Here is a 14,842-nt window from a genome sequence, read left to right on the forward strand (position 1 = left end):
GTTGGCAATATCAGATGAAGAACTATCAATCTAGGCTAAGAAAAAAGGGAGTCATGCAAAGCATGTCCCGAAAAGGAAACTGTCTTGATAACTCTGTTATGGAAAATTTCTTTGGCTTACTAAAATCAGAGCTAATATATCTACAAGACTTTGTCTCCTTAGAGCAATTTAAGAGCGAACTAGAGGAATATATCGACTACTATAATAATAAAAGAATTAAGCAAAAATTAAAAGGACTGAGTCCTGTACAATACAGAATTCAATCCTCAATAGCTGTTTAGTTAAAATTGTCTAACTTTTTGGGGTCAGATCAAATTAATGCCCTGCTTTCATAGAAACTTTATTTTCTAAAATATTCATAATAGTAACATTTTAATCTACCATTATATAGCTTTCTGTTTTTATCTGACTTAAGTCCAAAAAGTTTCTGAAAATCTTCATAAGAAGTTAGAATATTCATCTGAACTTTTGGATTACTTTCTTTTAGCTCACCAAGCTTCTTGTATAAAACTCTAATTTCTGCTTCCTCACCAATTCTTTCTCCATATGGAGGGTTAGAAATTATAAATACATCATCCTTTTTAAGTTCAAACTCTTTAAAATCTTGCTTATGGAATTCAATATTTCCTGAAACACCAGCAAGTCTTGCATTATCCTTAGCAACAGACAATAATCTACCATTTATATCATAACCGAATAGTTTGATATTGTTATTCTTTATTGACTTTCTTGCTCCATCTCTCACTTGATCCCAAAGAGATTTAGGCATATTGGGCCATTCTTCACTAACAAATTTTCTATTTAATCCTGGTGCCATATCCCTTGCAACCATTACAGCTTCAATCAATATTGTTCCTGAACCACAAAAAGGATCAATTAAAGTTTCTTTGCCAGACCACTTTGATAAAAGAACCATTGCTGCTGCAAGTGTTTCTTTTAGTGGTGCCTCACCAGCTTTTTCTCTATATCCTCTTTTATGTAATCCAAGTCCAGATGTATCCACTGATAATGTAGCTTTATCTTTTAATAAGGATATTTCTGTCTTATACACAGGACCATCCTCTGAAAAAATTGTTCTATTGTACTTCTCTTGCATACTTGTAACTATAGCCTTTTTAACTATTGATTGACAATCTGGTACTGAATGTAATGTAGACTTAACTGATTTCCCAGTTACATGCATTTTACCATCTACCGGTATTAATGCCCCCCAATTTATGGCTTTTGTACCTTGAAATAGTTCTTCGAAACTTCTAGCTTCAAATTCTCCCATATTTATTAATATTCTTTCTGCAGTCCTTAAATGTATGTTAGCTATGACAATATCTAATTCATCTCCAGTGAAATGGACTTTACCATTTTCAAGTATTAATTCATCATATCCTAAAGATTTTAGTTCCTTTGCTACTACTGATTCTAGCCCAAAGGCAGATGTTGCGATTAAATTATAATCCATTAAATATGCTCCTTTTACTTTTCATATATTTTAACAGAATCTTCTTTGTCTATTTCCTTAATTTCTACAGCTATTACCTCAGAGCTTGAAGTTGGAATGTTTTTACCAACATAATCAGCTCTTATAGGAAGTTCTTTATGTCCCCTATCAATAAGTACAGCAAGTTGTATTGATTTAGGTCTTTGATAATCAATTATAGCATCAATTGCAGCTCTAGCAGTTCTGCATGTGAATAGAACATCATCTACTATAATAACCTTTTTATTTTTTATCTCAATTCCTATATCATTGTCGGATACAGAAGGAGCTTGACCAATTTCACCTAAATCATCTCTATAAAGAGTAATATCTACCTTCCCTACCGGAACCTCTATACCTTCTATATTCTTTATTTGTTCAGCAATTCTTTGTGCTAAAGGATATCCTCTTCTTTTAATACCTATAAGTACTATATCTTCAACACCTTTATTTTTTTCGATAATCTCATGTGATATTCTAATCAAGCTTCGTCTTATTGCATTCTCGTCTAATAAGATTGATTTTAAATTCATTTTTTCACCTATCCCCTTAATTTTTTAATTGCATCTTGAAAATATTCAGGAAGCTCTGAAGAAAACTCCATATATTCTTTAGACGTTGGATGTATAAAACCAAGTAGTCTTGCATGTAGCATTTGCCCATTAGTCGAAGTTTTTTGCTTTTTAAATCCGTAAACTGGATCTCCAACTAAAGGGTGTCCTATTTTAGCCATATGCACTCTTATTTGATGGGTTCTGCCAGTTTCCAAATTACACTTAATAAGAGTATACTTATCATATACTTCTATAACCTCATAATGTGTAATTGCTTCCCTTCCATCTTCAACTATTGCCATTTTAATTCTTTCTTTTGGATGTCTTCCTATAGGTGCATTTACTGTTCCTTTTAATTCTTTTACTCTACCTTCAACTAGTGCAATATATTCCCTTTTCATAGAATGATCCTTTAGTTGCTTTGATAAAAAGCTATGACTTTGATCATTTTTTGCTATTACTAATACTCCTGATGTATCTTTGTCAATCCTATGTACTATACCAGGTCTAATTACACCATTTATTCCTGAAAGATCTTTACAATGAAATAATAAAGCATTAACTAATGTTCCTGTATAATTTCCAGGAGCCGGATGTACAACCATACCCTGTGGTTTATTTACTACTATTACATCTTTATCTTCATAAATTATATCAAGTGGAATATTTTCAGCTTCAACCTGAAGATTCGTAGCTTCAGGTAACTCTACGCTAACAACATCATTTATTTTTAATTTATAACTACTTTTTATATTCTTTTCATTTACTAAAACATTTTTAGAATCTATCAATTCTTGAATAAAACTTCTAGACTTATCCGTTAAAACTTCAGATAAATACTTATCTATTCGCATATCGACAAACTCTTCATTTACACTTAACCTTCTTACTTCCATAATAATTATTGCCTCTCCCGCCAAAACTAATCTGGTAAACTTGCTTTATATTGAGCGTTGCTAATCTTTTCTATTGGATCAACATATTCATCATCATCATTATAAAGATTATCTGAATTATCTATGCTATAATAATCATCTACTTTATTATAGTTATATACATCTTGATAATTATCAACAGTTCCATCTATAATATTTTCTTTTCTATTTGCATGATCAAAGTAAAACGGATTTTCTAAAACCTTTTCTTCAACTGGTCTCTCTATTTCACTTGTTTCAGAAGAAATTTTCTTTTGACAATCAATACAATACTCCGCATAAGGTATAAAATCTAATCTTTCCTTCGATATTTCATTTCCACAGTACTTACACTTACCATATGTACCATTTTCAATAGAATCTAATGATCTTTCAATTTGAGAGTAAATTTTATCCTCTCTGGCTTTTAGTGCAATTCCTGTTTCCATAGTATAAATTTCACCTGCTGTATCAGCTGGATGATTGTCATAATGAGATATTTCAGATGCTACCTCTATGTTAGTATAAATCATATCATTATCTCTAAGATTTTTTATAATTTTTTTAACTTCTTCCTTTTCAATCAATAGTTTCTTTTTATAAAGATTCATTAAATTGTCGTCCATAATACCACCCTCTTTTGATTTTTTAAATCTAACTTCAACATATATGATTCTCACTTATAGGGTTTTTTATAGTAAACTTAATTTATTCTTTCATAAAAAGTAATCAGATTAACTTAAACCCTATATCATTGAAAAATATATTGTCGATTAGAATTACTCATATATATTCTTATCAAAATCAAGTAATATTATTATTACAATACACTCTTAATTTACATATTATAAAGTATATGATAAATTTAAGCTAACTAAATTTCAAGAGATTTCTAAAAAAAAAGAAGCAAAATCTATACAGATTTTGCACTTAAAACTATTTATTTGCAAAAAAACTTTTTATTTGATCAAGATCAGTATTACTAACTTCTTCTTCAATTGATTCATTAGTTATTGGTTCCTCTTCAATAGTTCTTTCTTCTATAACTTCTTCTACAGGAGTACCAATGCTATAATTTTTAATTACTTCTTTCTCCAAATCATCAAAAGTTTCTAGTTGTGTATTCATAAAGTTTCTAAACTTAGCTCTAAATCTTACAAATTCTTGCTTTACTTTATCATATTCATCATTAATTTGTATTACATCTCCATGAGCCTTATCTAATATCTTTTGTGCTGCATCGTTTGCATTCTTTACAATTAAATCAGCCTCTTTTTGTGATGAAGATCTTGCTTGTTCAGCTGCATTTTGAGCTAATAAAAGAGTATTTTGAATTGTATTTTCAATCTTATTATAGTGATCTAACTTTTCAGTTAAATTTGTTACAGTATCCTTTAGGTGAGAATTTTCTTTGTAAATCTCTTCATAGTTTTCAACTATTTCATCAAGAAATTCATCTACTTCTTCTGGACTGTATCCTCTAAGCCCTCTTTTAAACTCCTTATTACTTATGTCTGCTGGAGTAATTTTCATACGTATCACCTCTACATTATGTATATTTTTTTATTTTAATTCTTAGTTTATCACTTTTTGTTTTTCCAACTATTTCACTAATTAGATACTTACCTGTGCCTCTTATAGTAATTCTCGAATCTAATTTTACCTCTGAGCTCTTATTAATATCATCAGAATAATCTATAAGTACTTTCCCAGAGTCAACAAGTTTTACTGCATTGGCTCTTGAACAATTAGCAATTTCACTTACTACTGCATCTGCTCTAAGTGAGGCTACACTAATAATTGACTCAGTAAAATCCATATGTGGTAATTCCTCTATACCAGCTACCAATTCAACAGTACAAGGATTTTTGCCTACAGAAATAAGGTTTTCAATTATAAACTTGCCAATTTCCTCACAAGCCACAAAATAGCACTTATTATCTTTAATAACTAAATCCCCAATTTTATTTCTCTTTATTCCTAAAGACAATATTGCACCTAAATAATCCTTGTGCTCTAAAACTTTAAACTTTGAATTGTTTATTATTTTTAGCACTGTAATAGGGTACGGAGTATTATAGCCATTGTTGAATGAAATCATTCTTCTTTCACTTTCCTCAAATACACCGTTACACTCTATTTTCATTACATTGGATAATCTTTTGTAAAAAAAGTTCCATATATTAGGGGTTAAAAAATCCTGTGTAAAAATTGTAGTTTCATATTGCATAGAAATATTAGCCTTCTCCAAAACAGATTGTGCTAAATTTAATTCTTCTCCTGTAAAATGTGCAATTAATTCTTTTTTATCAATCATTTTTTATAATAACCTAAATAATAAAGATTGTATGAATTGTATTGCAAGTAATGCTAATAATGGAGAAAAATCAATCGGTAGATTTAAATTAAGTCTATCTTGTAGTCTTCTAAAAGGCTCCATTATAGGACCAGTAAGTTTATTTAATGAACGATATATATTAACAGCATAACCCATTTGAGCTGCCATAGATAATATAACATCCAAAATTATAGCCCACTCTAATATTTTAAAAAGCAAAAGTATAGCTATCACACGATTTCAATCCCTTCTTTAATAGTAATTATATTCTTAAATCTGAGTATAAATAAGAGTATTCTTCACTATACTATTTACTCCAATTAAATATTCCCTTAGATGATAATTCGCTTTTCAATTCATTTGTTACTTCAACATTTGAAGGTGATAGTATATATACCCCTTTTTCAACTTCTTGAAGTTCCCCAGCTAATGCAAAGCATGCACCAGAAACGAAATCTAATAGTCTTTGTGCAATTTTAGTTTCAAGAGCTGTAGAGTTTATAACTACTATTCTTCTAGCTTTTAATGCCTCACAAATTTCAGTAGCATCATCATATACTGTAGGTTTTTTAATTGTTACCTTTGCTGACGAAGAAGTATGTATATTAACTACTTTATTACTCTTTTTATTAGAGATAATCGGTTCAACTTCTTCAACCTCATCCATTAATTCATCATCTTCAAAATCTTCGTATTCGTCATCGTATTCTCCAAATCCGAATAATCCTTTTACTTTATCAACCATTTTAGCTGCCATCTTTTATTTACCTCCTAATTATATATTCTTTGGCCGAATATTCCTTCACCGATTCTAACCATATTACTACCTTCTTCAATTGCAGTTTTATAGTCTTTAGTCATTCCCATTGAAAGATATTCCATTTGTACATTTTTGTAATTCTTTTCACTTAGGGCATTCCAAATTCCCTTTGTTTTTCTAAAGTAGAACCTGTTACTTTCTACATCTCCTTTAGGTATTATTACCATAATTCCTAAAGCTTTAACATAGTTACACTTTTCAATTTCTTCAATGATATTTTCAATGTCCTCTTCAAAAATACCCGTTTTACTTTCCTCTTTACCAATATTTATCTGAATAAGAACTCTTGCAATCATATTTTCAGCACTATATACCTTTTCTATTTGATGCAAAAGTTTAATTGAGTCGAGCGAATGTATTAAGTGTACTTTTCCAACTAGGTATTTAACTTTATTGGTTTGAAGGTGTCCTATGAGATGCCATCTAACATCCTTATGAAATCTATCGTACTTTTCCATAAGTTCTTGAACTTTATTTTCTCCAAAGTCCCTCATTCCACATTCATATGCATCTTCTAAATCTTGTAATGGTTTAGTTTTTGAAACGGCTATAAGTGTTACTTTATCAGGTATTTCCTTTTGTATAGTAAATATATTTTCTCTTATACTCAACCTATCAGCCCCTTACCCTAATTATATTCTCCAAAACATAGCAATTTCCTTCAAATTTACATATTTATTATACTATAAAGTAGTGATTTTTTCTATAAATATTATAATATATATAATTCTCATTAAAATAACTTTAACTACATCACTTACCTTTTATAGTTATATGTAGAAAAATAATCGTCAATGCAATTATTCATTTATTACACTTTAATGGATTATATAGGACTTTTATACAAAACTTAATTCATGCTTGTTTGAAAAGTCAGTTTCTGGTCCTTTTTAGGCATAAATAAATTAAAATTTGAACTTAAAAGCTTCTAGTAAATTCTTAGTTTATATTTTAAACTTACAATATTATCTTAAAATTAAAATATTATAATTTCCTAAAAAGTAAAAAAAGCACCTTCTATTTAATATAGGGTGCTAAAAAATTTGGTGCTATTGACTTTTTTTCAATTGCAGGTAAAACAATATTGGTTTCTTCTTCAATTTCTACTCTTAATCCTCTATTCTTTAAAAATCTTAAATAACCATTTTCATCCTGAAGAGATTCTTTCATGAGCTTAGCATCACCAATAACTTCCACCTCAAAAGGTGCAGGAAGCTGAACATCATCGATATTTAAGAAGGCAGCATTACATATAATAAAGGAGTTAGGTAAAACTCTTTGCTTATTTATTGCAATTGCTTCTCCTCCAGCATTTCTAATCTCATTTATAACATTTGCCATATCTTCATCATGAAGTATTCTTAATCTTGTAAGTATAGGGTCATACATACCATTTTCATCGATACTTAAATCACCATCATTTAAGGTTATTTTAAGTCCTGGTCCTGTTACTTCTTCAAAACCATCAACCATTTTATTTAATTTAAGCTGAGCCTTCAAATCCTCAACTACTTTGTCATCCTTTTTTCCTGATGAAGAATATTCATTTATCTTTTGAATAATCTTATAGTTATCATCTTTTAAGTCACTTACTTCTTTTCTTAACTTATTTCTTTTCTCAACTGCATCGCTATACTCTTTAGTAGTTAGTTGTATGTTTGATGAAACTTTTGAAAAGTTTATGTTTAATGCAATAAGTATTCCAACAATAATTGATGCTATAAAAACAAATACACTCGATTCATTTTGCTTCATAATTAAACCTCCACTAGTGAGATTTTGCTTTTTCTAATAGAAGTCTTCTTATAATTGCAAAATTATCGAATATTCTACCTCCAAAAACAATAACTGCGGCTATATATATTGGTATACCAAGCTTATCACCTAAGTAAGCAAGTGCAGCTGCTAATGCAGCATTACCAAAAAATCCCGAAATAAAAACATCTGCTTGAAAGTTCTTTGATAATGTTGCTCTTATAGCTCCAAAAACAGAATCCAAACAAGCAAGTATAGCCACTGACATATAAGGTGAAAACTTATCTGGTATATTGATTTGAGTTGTTATTCCTATTATAATTCCAACAAGTAATCCTAAAAATGCTATCATCTAAACACCCCTTTATTTAACAGGTTTTATAAAATTCGTATTCAAACCTTTTGTACTTTTATTAATGACAATTTCGTCCTCTGGGACAATTTTCTTATTATAGTTGTGTAAACTCCCGACCTCTAATGTTCCTCCAAAATTAAGTATAGATTGTAGTTTTGCTTTATCTCCTACAGCTTTTACAACAATTTCAGTTTTGGGATCAACCTTACCTTCGCTGCCAATCCATATATAATTGTTAGAGAACTTTATTCCAGTTTGAGGTGTTATCCTGTAGTCATTAATTGCTATAGCTTCAGCTCCAGCATAAAGTAAATTGTTGACTATATGAACTAAATCTGTTTCTCCTAATGCTGTATTACCCATATCATTTTGAGTTGAAAATATATCCTTTTTAGGATTAATATATAAAGTTATACCTGTTCCTTTAACATCAATTGAACCTGTAATCATTCTAGTATCATCTAAATCTTTCTTTAGCTGTTTATCTAAATTACTTGAATTTGTTGACGCATCCTCAATTTTCTTTAATTGATCTTGAAGATCTCCGTTACGTTTATTTGCATCATCTCTTTCTTTCTTTAGCTGCTCAATTTCTGCTAAGACATCAGTTTGATTATAATTTTGTTGAGTAGATTTTTCCTTATTACTAATAAGCTTAAACTGATATGATAAAAGGAAGCCTAATAGAGCGCAAACTACTGCTACTGCAAGCTGTGAATATATTTTTTTCATACATGACCTCCTATTCTTCTACGATAATCGGATTGGTATTATATCTTACATCTATGTAACCCTTTGTCATATTATGACTCTTTAAAATATTAATTGCACTGTTGAGCTTATTTTGTAAAGTATATTCGGAACCTATTCTAATCATTACTTCACCATAATAAATATTTATATTTGTTGTATCACTTAAATCAAGTAATGAGAATTTTATATTAGATGTGTTAGCTGCTAACAGCTTTCCAAAGGAACCTACTAACTTTTCCATCTTTTCATCCTTAGTTATATAACTTCCTAAGCTTTTATTATTAATGTTAATGCCTTTAACATTTATTAATGCAGTATTTCCTTTTTCATTTTTTATTTCTATTATCTTACCTTCTTCATCTAATATATAGGTTTCTCCGTTATCTTCAATTGAAAATGTTGGCTTCTTTTCAATAATATCTACACTTACTTTATTCGGTAATTTTTTAGAAACCTTTGCTTCTTTAACATAGGCTTCTTTTTCAAGTACTTCTTCAATAGTTTGTCTTTTTACCGAAAAAATATTTTTCCCTTTAAAAGCATTCAATTTTCCACTTATATAATCTTCTTTTAATATAGGGTTTTCATTATTATTTTTAACACTTATTTGAGAAATATTAAAAGTTGGGGCTTTTAATAAAAACAAAATAAATAACCCTAAAAATAATATAAATAAGGCTAACAATTTTTTTATCTTCTGTTTTTTTCTTCTCACTTCTATATATTTGTTATTTTGTGGCTGCACTTGAATTCTCCTTAATTTCCTTTTACTTAATAATATCACTTTACATTACATATTTCATTACAATTTTCTTAATTTTTAGTTGAAAAAAACTTAACTTTGCAAATGCAAAGTTAAGTACTACTTTTTCGTTCAATTTGTCTAGATATATTTAACAATATACCTAGTGCAGTCATATTTATAATTAATGACGATCCCCCATAACTAATCAAAGGAAGTGGCACTCCTGTAACAGGCATAGAACCAGTTACAACTGCGATATTAATTAATGCCTGTACTGCTATAATTCCAGTTATACCTGTTGCTAATAACGTACCATAAGTATCCTTAGCTCTCATAGCTATGGAAATTCCTCTCCAGACTAAAACCACAAATAATAATATTATAAAAAGACATCCTATAAGACCTAACTCTTCACCAATAATAGAGAAAATAAAATCATTATGTGGCTCAGGCATATAAAGAGTTTTTTGCCTTGATTGCCCAAGACCTAACCCTGTAACTCCTCCTGCTCCCAATGCTAAAAATGATTGTATTAGCTGATATCCATTATTTGCTGGGTCTTTCCAAGGATCTAAGAAGTTTAAAAGTCTTTCTCTTCTATAAGATTCTGAGAAAATAAAAAATACTCCACCAGCAAAAAGCACCGGTATTATTGTTGCAAAATCTCTAGGTCTTGCTCCTCCAACAAAAAGCACAATAAGTGTTACTATCATAATAACTGAAGCAATAGATAAGTTTTTTTCTAAAAGTACAGATCCCGCAAAAAATCCTGAGAAAATAATATATGGCAATATTCCTGTTTTGAAATTTTTAATACCTTCACCCTTTTTATCGATACTCAGAGCTAAAAATGCTACAACAGCATATTTTGCTATCTCCGAAGGTTGAAGTGAAAACCCAGGAAGAGGTATCCACCTTTGAGCACCATTAGTTCCTTCAAAAAGAAATACTACGTATAGTAAAGGAATTGTGATTATTATTAATGGTACAGTTAATTTTCTGAGTTTGTGATAATCAAATGACATCATAAAAAGCATGGCTATAATTCCAACTATTGCTGAAAACCCTTGTTTCTTTAAAAAGTACATATTGTCATTAAAATTATACATCGCATAAAAAGATGATGCCGAGTATACCATTACTACTCCAATGGCTAGCAAGAAGAATATTACATAGAATAAAATATAATCAATTTGCCCCATCTTAATTGCTGCTTTTTTAAATTTTTTCATTCTCTACCCTCCATGAATTACTAAAGAGAAAGGAATCCAATAAAACATAAAATTAAAGTTATAACTGAAAATACTGTAACAATTTTAGTCTCTTTCCAACCTAACTGTTCAAAATGATGGTGTATTGGAGCCATCTTAAATACTCTTTTGCCAGTAAGTTTAAATGAAGTAACTTGAATCACAACTGATAATGCTTCAAGTACATATATACCGCCAATAATCACTATTAAAAGTTCTACCTTTAGAAGTAATCCAACTGTCGCTACAGCTCCACCTAGAGCTAAAGAACCAGTATCACCCATAAAAACTCTAGCAGGAAATGCATTAAATCTTAAGAACCCTAAAAGTGCTCCAGCCAAGATCACACAAAAAATCGATAAACTATAGTGACCTAAATTAAAACTTAATATGGCTAAGAAGGTCATAACTAACACTGTTATGGAAGTGGCCAATCCATCTAATCCATCAGTTAAGTTTACCGCATTAGTTTCTGAAGCAAAATAGAAGATTATAAATGGTATGTAAAAAATCCCTATATCAATTTGTGCATTTACAAAAGGTATATTTATTTTAGTACCAACATTTACATAACCATAATAAGCTAGTAAAAATGAAACTAATAATAATAATATCATTTTTTGATATGCTCTAAGTCCTAGATTTTTCTTCCTGATAATTTTTAATATATCATCTAAAAAACCTATAAATCCAAAGGCAACAAATGCAATTAATGCTATAATAGCTTCATCCTTAATGTTACTTATCATAATAAATGTAGCAATTATGGTTGAAAAAATAAATATTAAGCCTCCTATGGTTGGTGTACCAGCCTTTTTGAGGTGAGTTCTCGGCCCATCTTCTCTAATGTTTTGTCCAAATTTTAACTTATATAATAATTTAATTATTGGTCCCCCAATTATAGTTGCTATTGCAAAACCCAAGATTATTGCCATTATAATATCTGGATTAAGCATACTTTTCATATTTTCCATATCTTTTCCCCTTTTTAACGAACTTTAGTTATTAATGGAATTTACAATTCCTTCAAATTTCATCCCTCTTGATGCTTTAATTAAAATACAGTCCTCCGAATCAATAAATTCATTTAAAAAATTTATTAATTTCTCTTTTGATTCAAAACTTCTAATTGAATCTCCAAAACCTTCTTTATAAGCAATCGAATATTCACCAGTAACTAAAAGTTCATCAATTCCAATTTCTTTAGCATATTTACCGACTTCTTTATGTGCTTCGAAAGACATCTGCCCTAATTCAAGCATTGTTCCTAAAACTGCAATCTTTCTTTTGCTTTTTGTATTTTTCTGTACATTTAATGCTGCCTTCATAGACTGTGGAGATGCATTATAACAATCATTTATAATTGTTATATCATTTTTCCTAATAAACTCTAATCTCATAGAAGTTCTTTCTAGATTATTAAGCCCCTTCTTCATCTCTTCAAAAGTAAGCCCTAGCTCTAATGAGCATGCAATGCCTAATAATCCATTTAAGACACTATGTTCTCCAGGTGCATCAATTTTAAATTTACAGTTATCATCATTATACCTTATCGAAAATTCAACACATTCCTCCATCAGATGGATTTCTTCAGCCTTTAAGTCTGATGATTCGTTAACACCGCACCTAATTATCCTAAAATTCCTGTCCTTTACAGTATTTAAATACTTGTCTTCAGAATTTAATATTAATACACTATTCTCATTAAAATAATCGGTGATTTCCATCTTAGCCTTTAATATACCGTCTTGAGTACCTAAGTTTTCTATGTGAGAAATTCCTATATTAGTTATTACAGAGATATCAGGCCTTGCGGCTTTAGCTAACCTATGAATTTCACCAAAGTCACTCATACCCATTTCTAGTACTGCTACGTCATATGAATTATCTAGCTCAAAAATCATTAATGGAACTCCAATTTCATTATTAAAGTTACCTTTAGTTTTAAAAACCTTAAATCTCTCAGATAATATTGCAGCTATTATATCTTTTGTAGAAGTTTTTCCTGTTGAACCAGTTACTCCAATTACCTTTATAGATAGCTTACTTTTATAATACTCAGCAAAATCTAATAATGCAGTTCTAGAATTGTCAACCTTTATGATACTGCAGTCAATATTTTCATCAAATGTTACATCTTCATCTACTACACATAATTTTGCACCATTTGTAATAGCAGTTCCAATATATTCATTACCGTTAAAATTCTCGCCCTTTAATGCGAAAAATATACTGTTCTTTTCAATTTTTCTACTATCAGTAGTAATTTTATCAAAAATTTCAAGAGTACCTTTTTTTAATAACTTTGCATTAACAGCAGTTACTATCTCATCTAATCTTATTTTTTCCATTATAATCACCTATCTTCGTTCCAATATTTCTTTTACCACTTTTCTCTCATCAAAGTCAATTACTTTGTCTTTAAGGATTTGGTAAGTTTCATGTCCCTTTCCAGCAATTATAAGTACATCACCATCTTTACAAATAGAGATGCCTTTCTCTATTGCATTATACCTATTTTCAATAATTTCATAGTTAGTTACCTTTAACTCTCTAACGATATCATTAATTATTTCAATAGGCTCCTCACTTCTTGGATTATCTGAAGTTACTATAACATAGTCGCATAACCTTGTAGCTATTTCACCCATTTCTCCACGTTTTTGTTTATCTCTATCTCCCCCACATCCAAAGATGCAGATTAGTCTATTCTTAGTAAATTTTCTAGCTGTAGACAATATATTTTCTAATCCATCTGGTGTATGAGCATAATCATTTATTATTTCAAAGTCTTTATTAAATTCATAGCCGATTCTTTCACAACGACCTGCTACTACAGTATTTTTTAATGCATTTATTATACTATCCCAACTTATACCTAAAATTCTAGTTGCTCCAATTGCTCCTAAAGCATTATGAACATTATAATCTCCTGGAATTTGAAGTGATATTTTATGCATATCATTTTTATTTATAACATTGAAGCTTGAAAGTACACCGTTAATCGTAATATTCTCTCCCTCAAAATCTGCTTCTTTGCTTATGGAAAAACTTAAGGTTCTATCCTTTTCTCCTTTAATTAAAAGTTCTTCCACAATTCGTTCTCCATATTTATCATCTATATTGATAACCTTATAGTATGAATTTTCAAAAAGCTTATATTTTGCTTTATAATAATTTTCAAAAGTCCCGTGAAAATCCAAGTGATCTCTTGTCAAATTGGTAAATATACCAACATTAAACTTAATACCATACACCCTATCTAATTCTAAAGAATGTGATGATACTTCCATAACGCAACATTCTACATCCTCATCTATCATTTGCCTAAATAATTGATGTAATTCATAGGATTCAGGAGTTGTACGTTCAGTCTTTATTTCTTTATTTCCAATATAATTTGCGATGGTTCCTATTAATCCAGTTTTTATACCTTCATTTTCTAATATTGACTTAATCATAAAAGCTGTAGTTGTTTTTCCATTTGTCCCGGTAACTCCAATTAGTTTCAGCTTTTCTACTGGGTTTCCGAAATAATTAGCACTAATTATCGCTAATGCTTTTCTACTATCTTTTACTACAACTTCAGTATAATCAGAATTTATATTTAATTCTTTTTCTGTAATAATAACAGAAGCTCCTCTTTCAATTGCATCAGTTGCAAAGTTATGTCCATCTACTTTTGTACCTTTTATACAAACAAATATATCTCCCGCTGTAACCTTTCTATTATCGTACTTCACATCGTTTATTTGGATATTTAATTCTCCTTTTGTAATACAATAATCAATATTACATAGTAGTTTTTCAAGTAACATAAATACACTCCCTAAATATTATGCTAAAAACATAATCTTAATAACTTATTTTTTTACAAAAGATGA

18 protein-coding genes are annotated in these 14,842 nt (G+C 29.5%); 1 reads left to right on the forward strand and 17 read right to left on the reverse strand.

Annotated elements, in window-relative coordinates; genetic code table 11:
- Positions 1-281, forward strand: a 281-nt coding sequence (locus L1S47_RS16185; protein ID WP_238884727.1) for an IS3 family transposase, incomplete at its 5' end; no start/stop codon positions are given.
- A 59-nt stretch (positions 282-340) separates the two neighbouring features.
- On the opposite strand, the gene L1S47_RS16190 is transcribed toward L1S47_RS16185, so the two are convergent.
- The 17 genes from L1S47_RS16190 to L1S47_RS16270 all read right to left on the reverse strand — a co-directional run bounded on the left by L1S47_RS16190 (position 341) and on the right by L1S47_RS16270 (position 14,776).
- Positions 341-1,456, reverse strand: a complete 1,116-nt coding sequence (locus L1S47_RS16190) for a class I SAM-dependent RNA methyltransferase (protein ID WP_238884729.1) — start codon at positions 1,454-1,456, stop codon at positions 341-343.
- A gap of 14 nt (positions 1,457-1,470) precedes the next feature.
- On the reverse strand, positions 1,471-2,007 hold the full coding sequence (gene pyrR / locus L1S47_RS16195; RefSeq protein ID WP_238884731.1) for a bifunctional pyr operon transcriptional regulator/uracil phosphoribosyltransferase PyrR: 537 nt from the start codon (positions 2,005-2,007) through the stop codon (positions 1,471-1,473).
- An 8-nt stretch (positions 2,008-2,015) separates the two neighbouring features.
- The gene (locus tag L1S47_RS16200; protein WP_238884733.1) at positions 2,016-2,924 is read right to left on the reverse strand and encodes an RluA family pseudouridine synthase; all 909 of its coding nucleotides are present in this window, start codon (positions 2,922-2,924) and stop codon (positions 2,016-2,018) included.
- A gap of 26 nt (positions 2,925-2,950) precedes the next feature.
- Complete coding sequence (locus L1S47_RS16205) at positions 2,951-3,568, reverse strand: TraR/DksA C4-type zinc finger protein (protein ID WP_238884736.1); 618 nt, start codon at positions 3,566-3,568, stop codon at positions 2,951-2,953.
- 310 nt (positions 3,569-3,878) lie between these two features.
- On the reverse strand, positions 3,879-4,475 hold the full coding sequence (locus tag L1S47_RS16210) for a DivIVA domain-containing protein (RefSeq protein WP_202766416.1): 597 nt from the start codon (positions 4,473-4,475) through the stop codon (positions 3,879-3,881).
- Positions 4,476-4,491: 16 nt separating this feature from the next.
- Positions 4,492-5,259, reverse strand: coding sequence for an RNA-binding protein (locus tag L1S47_RS16215; protein ID WP_238884742.1), 768 nt, complete (start codon positions 5,257-5,259; stop codon positions 4,492-4,494).
- Positions 5,260-5,262: 3 nt separating this feature from the next.
- On the reverse strand, positions 5,263-5,514 hold the full coding sequence (locus L1S47_RS16220) for a YggT family protein (RefSeq protein ID WP_373689102.1): 252 nt from the start codon (positions 5,512-5,514) through the stop codon (positions 5,263-5,265).
- Positions 5,515-5,587: 73 nt separating this feature from the next.
- Positions 5,588-6,037, reverse strand: a complete 450-nt coding sequence (locus tag L1S47_RS16225) for a cell division protein SepF (RefSeq protein WP_202766419.1) — start codon at positions 6,035-6,037, stop codon at positions 5,588-5,590.
- A gap of 14 nt (positions 6,038-6,051) precedes the next feature.
- Positions 6,052-6,711, reverse strand: coding sequence for a YggS family pyridoxal phosphate-dependent enzyme (locus tag L1S47_RS16230; RefSeq protein ID WP_238884750.1), 660 nt, complete (start codon positions 6,709-6,711; stop codon positions 6,052-6,054).
- Positions 6,712-7,117: 406 nt separating this feature from the next.
- Entirely contained in the window at positions 7,118-7,855 is a 738-nt protein-coding gene (locus tag L1S47_RS16235) for a DUF881 domain-containing protein (RefSeq protein ID WP_238884758.1), read from the reverse strand.
- A 13-nt stretch (positions 7,856-7,868) separates the two neighbouring features.
- Positions 7,869-8,207: a small basic family protein gene (locus L1S47_RS16240; RefSeq protein WP_202766422.1), complete on the reverse strand. Its 339-nt coding sequence runs from the start codon at positions 8,205-8,207 to the stop codon at positions 7,869-7,871.
- A 12-nt stretch (positions 8,208-8,219) separates the two neighbouring features.
- The gene (locus L1S47_RS16245) at positions 8,220-8,942 is read right to left on the reverse strand and encodes a DUF881 domain-containing protein (RefSeq protein ID WP_202766423.1); all 723 of its coding nucleotides are present in this window, start codon (positions 8,940-8,942) and stop codon (positions 8,220-8,222) included.
- Positions 8,943-8,952: 10 nt separating this feature from the next.
- Entirely contained in the window at positions 8,953-9,708 is a 756-nt protein-coding gene (locus L1S47_RS16250; protein ID WP_238884766.1) for an FtsQ-type POTRA domain-containing protein, read from the reverse strand.
- Positions 9,709-9,818: 110 nt separating this feature from the next.
- A complete protein-coding gene (spoVE, locus tag L1S47_RS16255; RefSeq protein ID WP_202766425.1) occupies positions 9,819-10,940 on the reverse strand; it encodes a stage V sporulation protein E in 1,122 nt (373 codons plus the stop codon).
- Between the two features lie 20 nt (positions 10,941-10,960).
- Positions 10,961-11,932 carry a phospho-N-acetylmuramoyl-pentapeptide-transferase gene (mraY, locus tag L1S47_RS16260; RefSeq protein WP_202766426.1) on the reverse strand — a complete coding sequence of 324 codons (972 nt, stop codon included), beginning with the start codon at positions 11,930-11,932 and terminating at the stop codon, positions 10,961-10,963.
- Between the two features lie 24 nt (positions 11,933-11,956).
- On the reverse strand, positions 11,957-13,309 hold the full coding sequence (murF, locus tag L1S47_RS16265; RefSeq protein WP_238884774.1) for a UDP-N-acetylmuramoyl-tripeptide--D-alanyl-D-alanine ligase: 1,353 nt from the start codon (positions 13,307-13,309) through the stop codon (positions 11,957-11,959).
- A gap of 9 nt (positions 13,310-13,318) precedes the next feature.
- Positions 13,319-14,776, reverse strand: a complete 1,458-nt coding sequence (locus L1S47_RS16270) for a UDP-N-acetylmuramoyl-L-alanyl-D-glutamate--2,6-diaminopimelate ligase (protein WP_238884776.1) — start codon at positions 14,774-14,776, stop codon at positions 13,319-13,321.
- Positions 14,777-14,842: the final 66 nt, after the last annotated feature.

This window comes from Clostridium sp. YIM B02551 (assembly GCF_022324735.1).
In the GTDB taxonomy this organism is placed as follows: domain Bacteria; phylum Bacillota; class Clostridia; order Clostridiales; family Clostridiaceae; genus Clostridium_T; species Clostridium_T paridis.

Bases quoted from the DNA above. Each gene is read 5' to 3' on its own strand.
- L1S47_RS16190 (WP_238884729.1), bottom strand. From the start codon at position 1,456: ATGGATTATAATTTAATCGCAACATCTGCCTTTGGGCTAGAATCAGTA.
- pyrR (WP_238884731.1), bottom strand. From the start codon at position 2,007: ATGAATTTAAAATCAATCTTATTAGACGAGAATGCAATAAGACGAAGC.
- L1S47_RS16200 (WP_238884733.1), bottom strand. From the start codon at position 2,924: ATGGAAGTAAGAAGGTTAAGTGTAAATGAAGAGTTTGTCGATATGCGA.
- L1S47_RS16205 (WP_238884736.1), bottom strand. From the start codon at position 3,568: ATGGACGACAATTTAATGAATCTTTATAAAAAGAAACTATTGATTGAA.
- L1S47_RS16210 (WP_202766416.1), bottom strand. From the start codon at position 4,475: ATGAAAATTACTCCAGCAGACATAAGTAATAAGGAGTTTAAAAGAGGG.
- L1S47_RS16215 (WP_238884742.1), bottom strand. From the start codon at position 5,259: ATGATTGATAAAAAAGAATTAATTGCACATTTTACAGGAGAAGAATTA.
- L1S47_RS16225 (WP_202766419.1), bottom strand. From the start codon at position 6,037: ATGGCAGCTAAAATGGTTGATAAAGTAAAAGGATTATTCGGATTTGGA.
- L1S47_RS16235 (WP_238884758.1), bottom strand. From the start codon at position 7,855: ATGAAGCAAAATGAATCGAGTGTATTTGTTTTTATAGCATCAATTATT.
- L1S47_RS16240 (WP_202766422.1), bottom strand. From the start codon at position 8,207: ATGATAGCATTTTTAGGATTACTTGTTGGAATTATAATAGGAATAACA.
- L1S47_RS16245 (WP_202766423.1), bottom strand. From the start codon at position 8,942: ATGAAAAAAATATATTCACAGCTTGCAGTAGCAGTAGTTTGCGCTCTA.
- spoVE (WP_202766425.1), bottom strand. From the start codon at position 10,940: ATGAAAAAATTTAAAAAAGCAGCAATTAAGATGGGGCAAATTGATTAT.
- mraY (WP_202766426.1), bottom strand. From the start codon at position 11,932: ATGGAAAATATGAAAAGTATGCTTAATCCAGATATTATAATGGCAATA.
- murF (WP_238884774.1), bottom strand. From the start codon at position 13,309: ATGGAAAAAATAAGATTAGATGAGATAGTAACTGCTGTTAATGCAAAG.
- L1S47_RS16270 (WP_238884776.1), bottom strand. From the start codon at position 14,776: ATGTTACTTGAAAAACTACTATGTAATATTGATTATTGTATTACAAAA.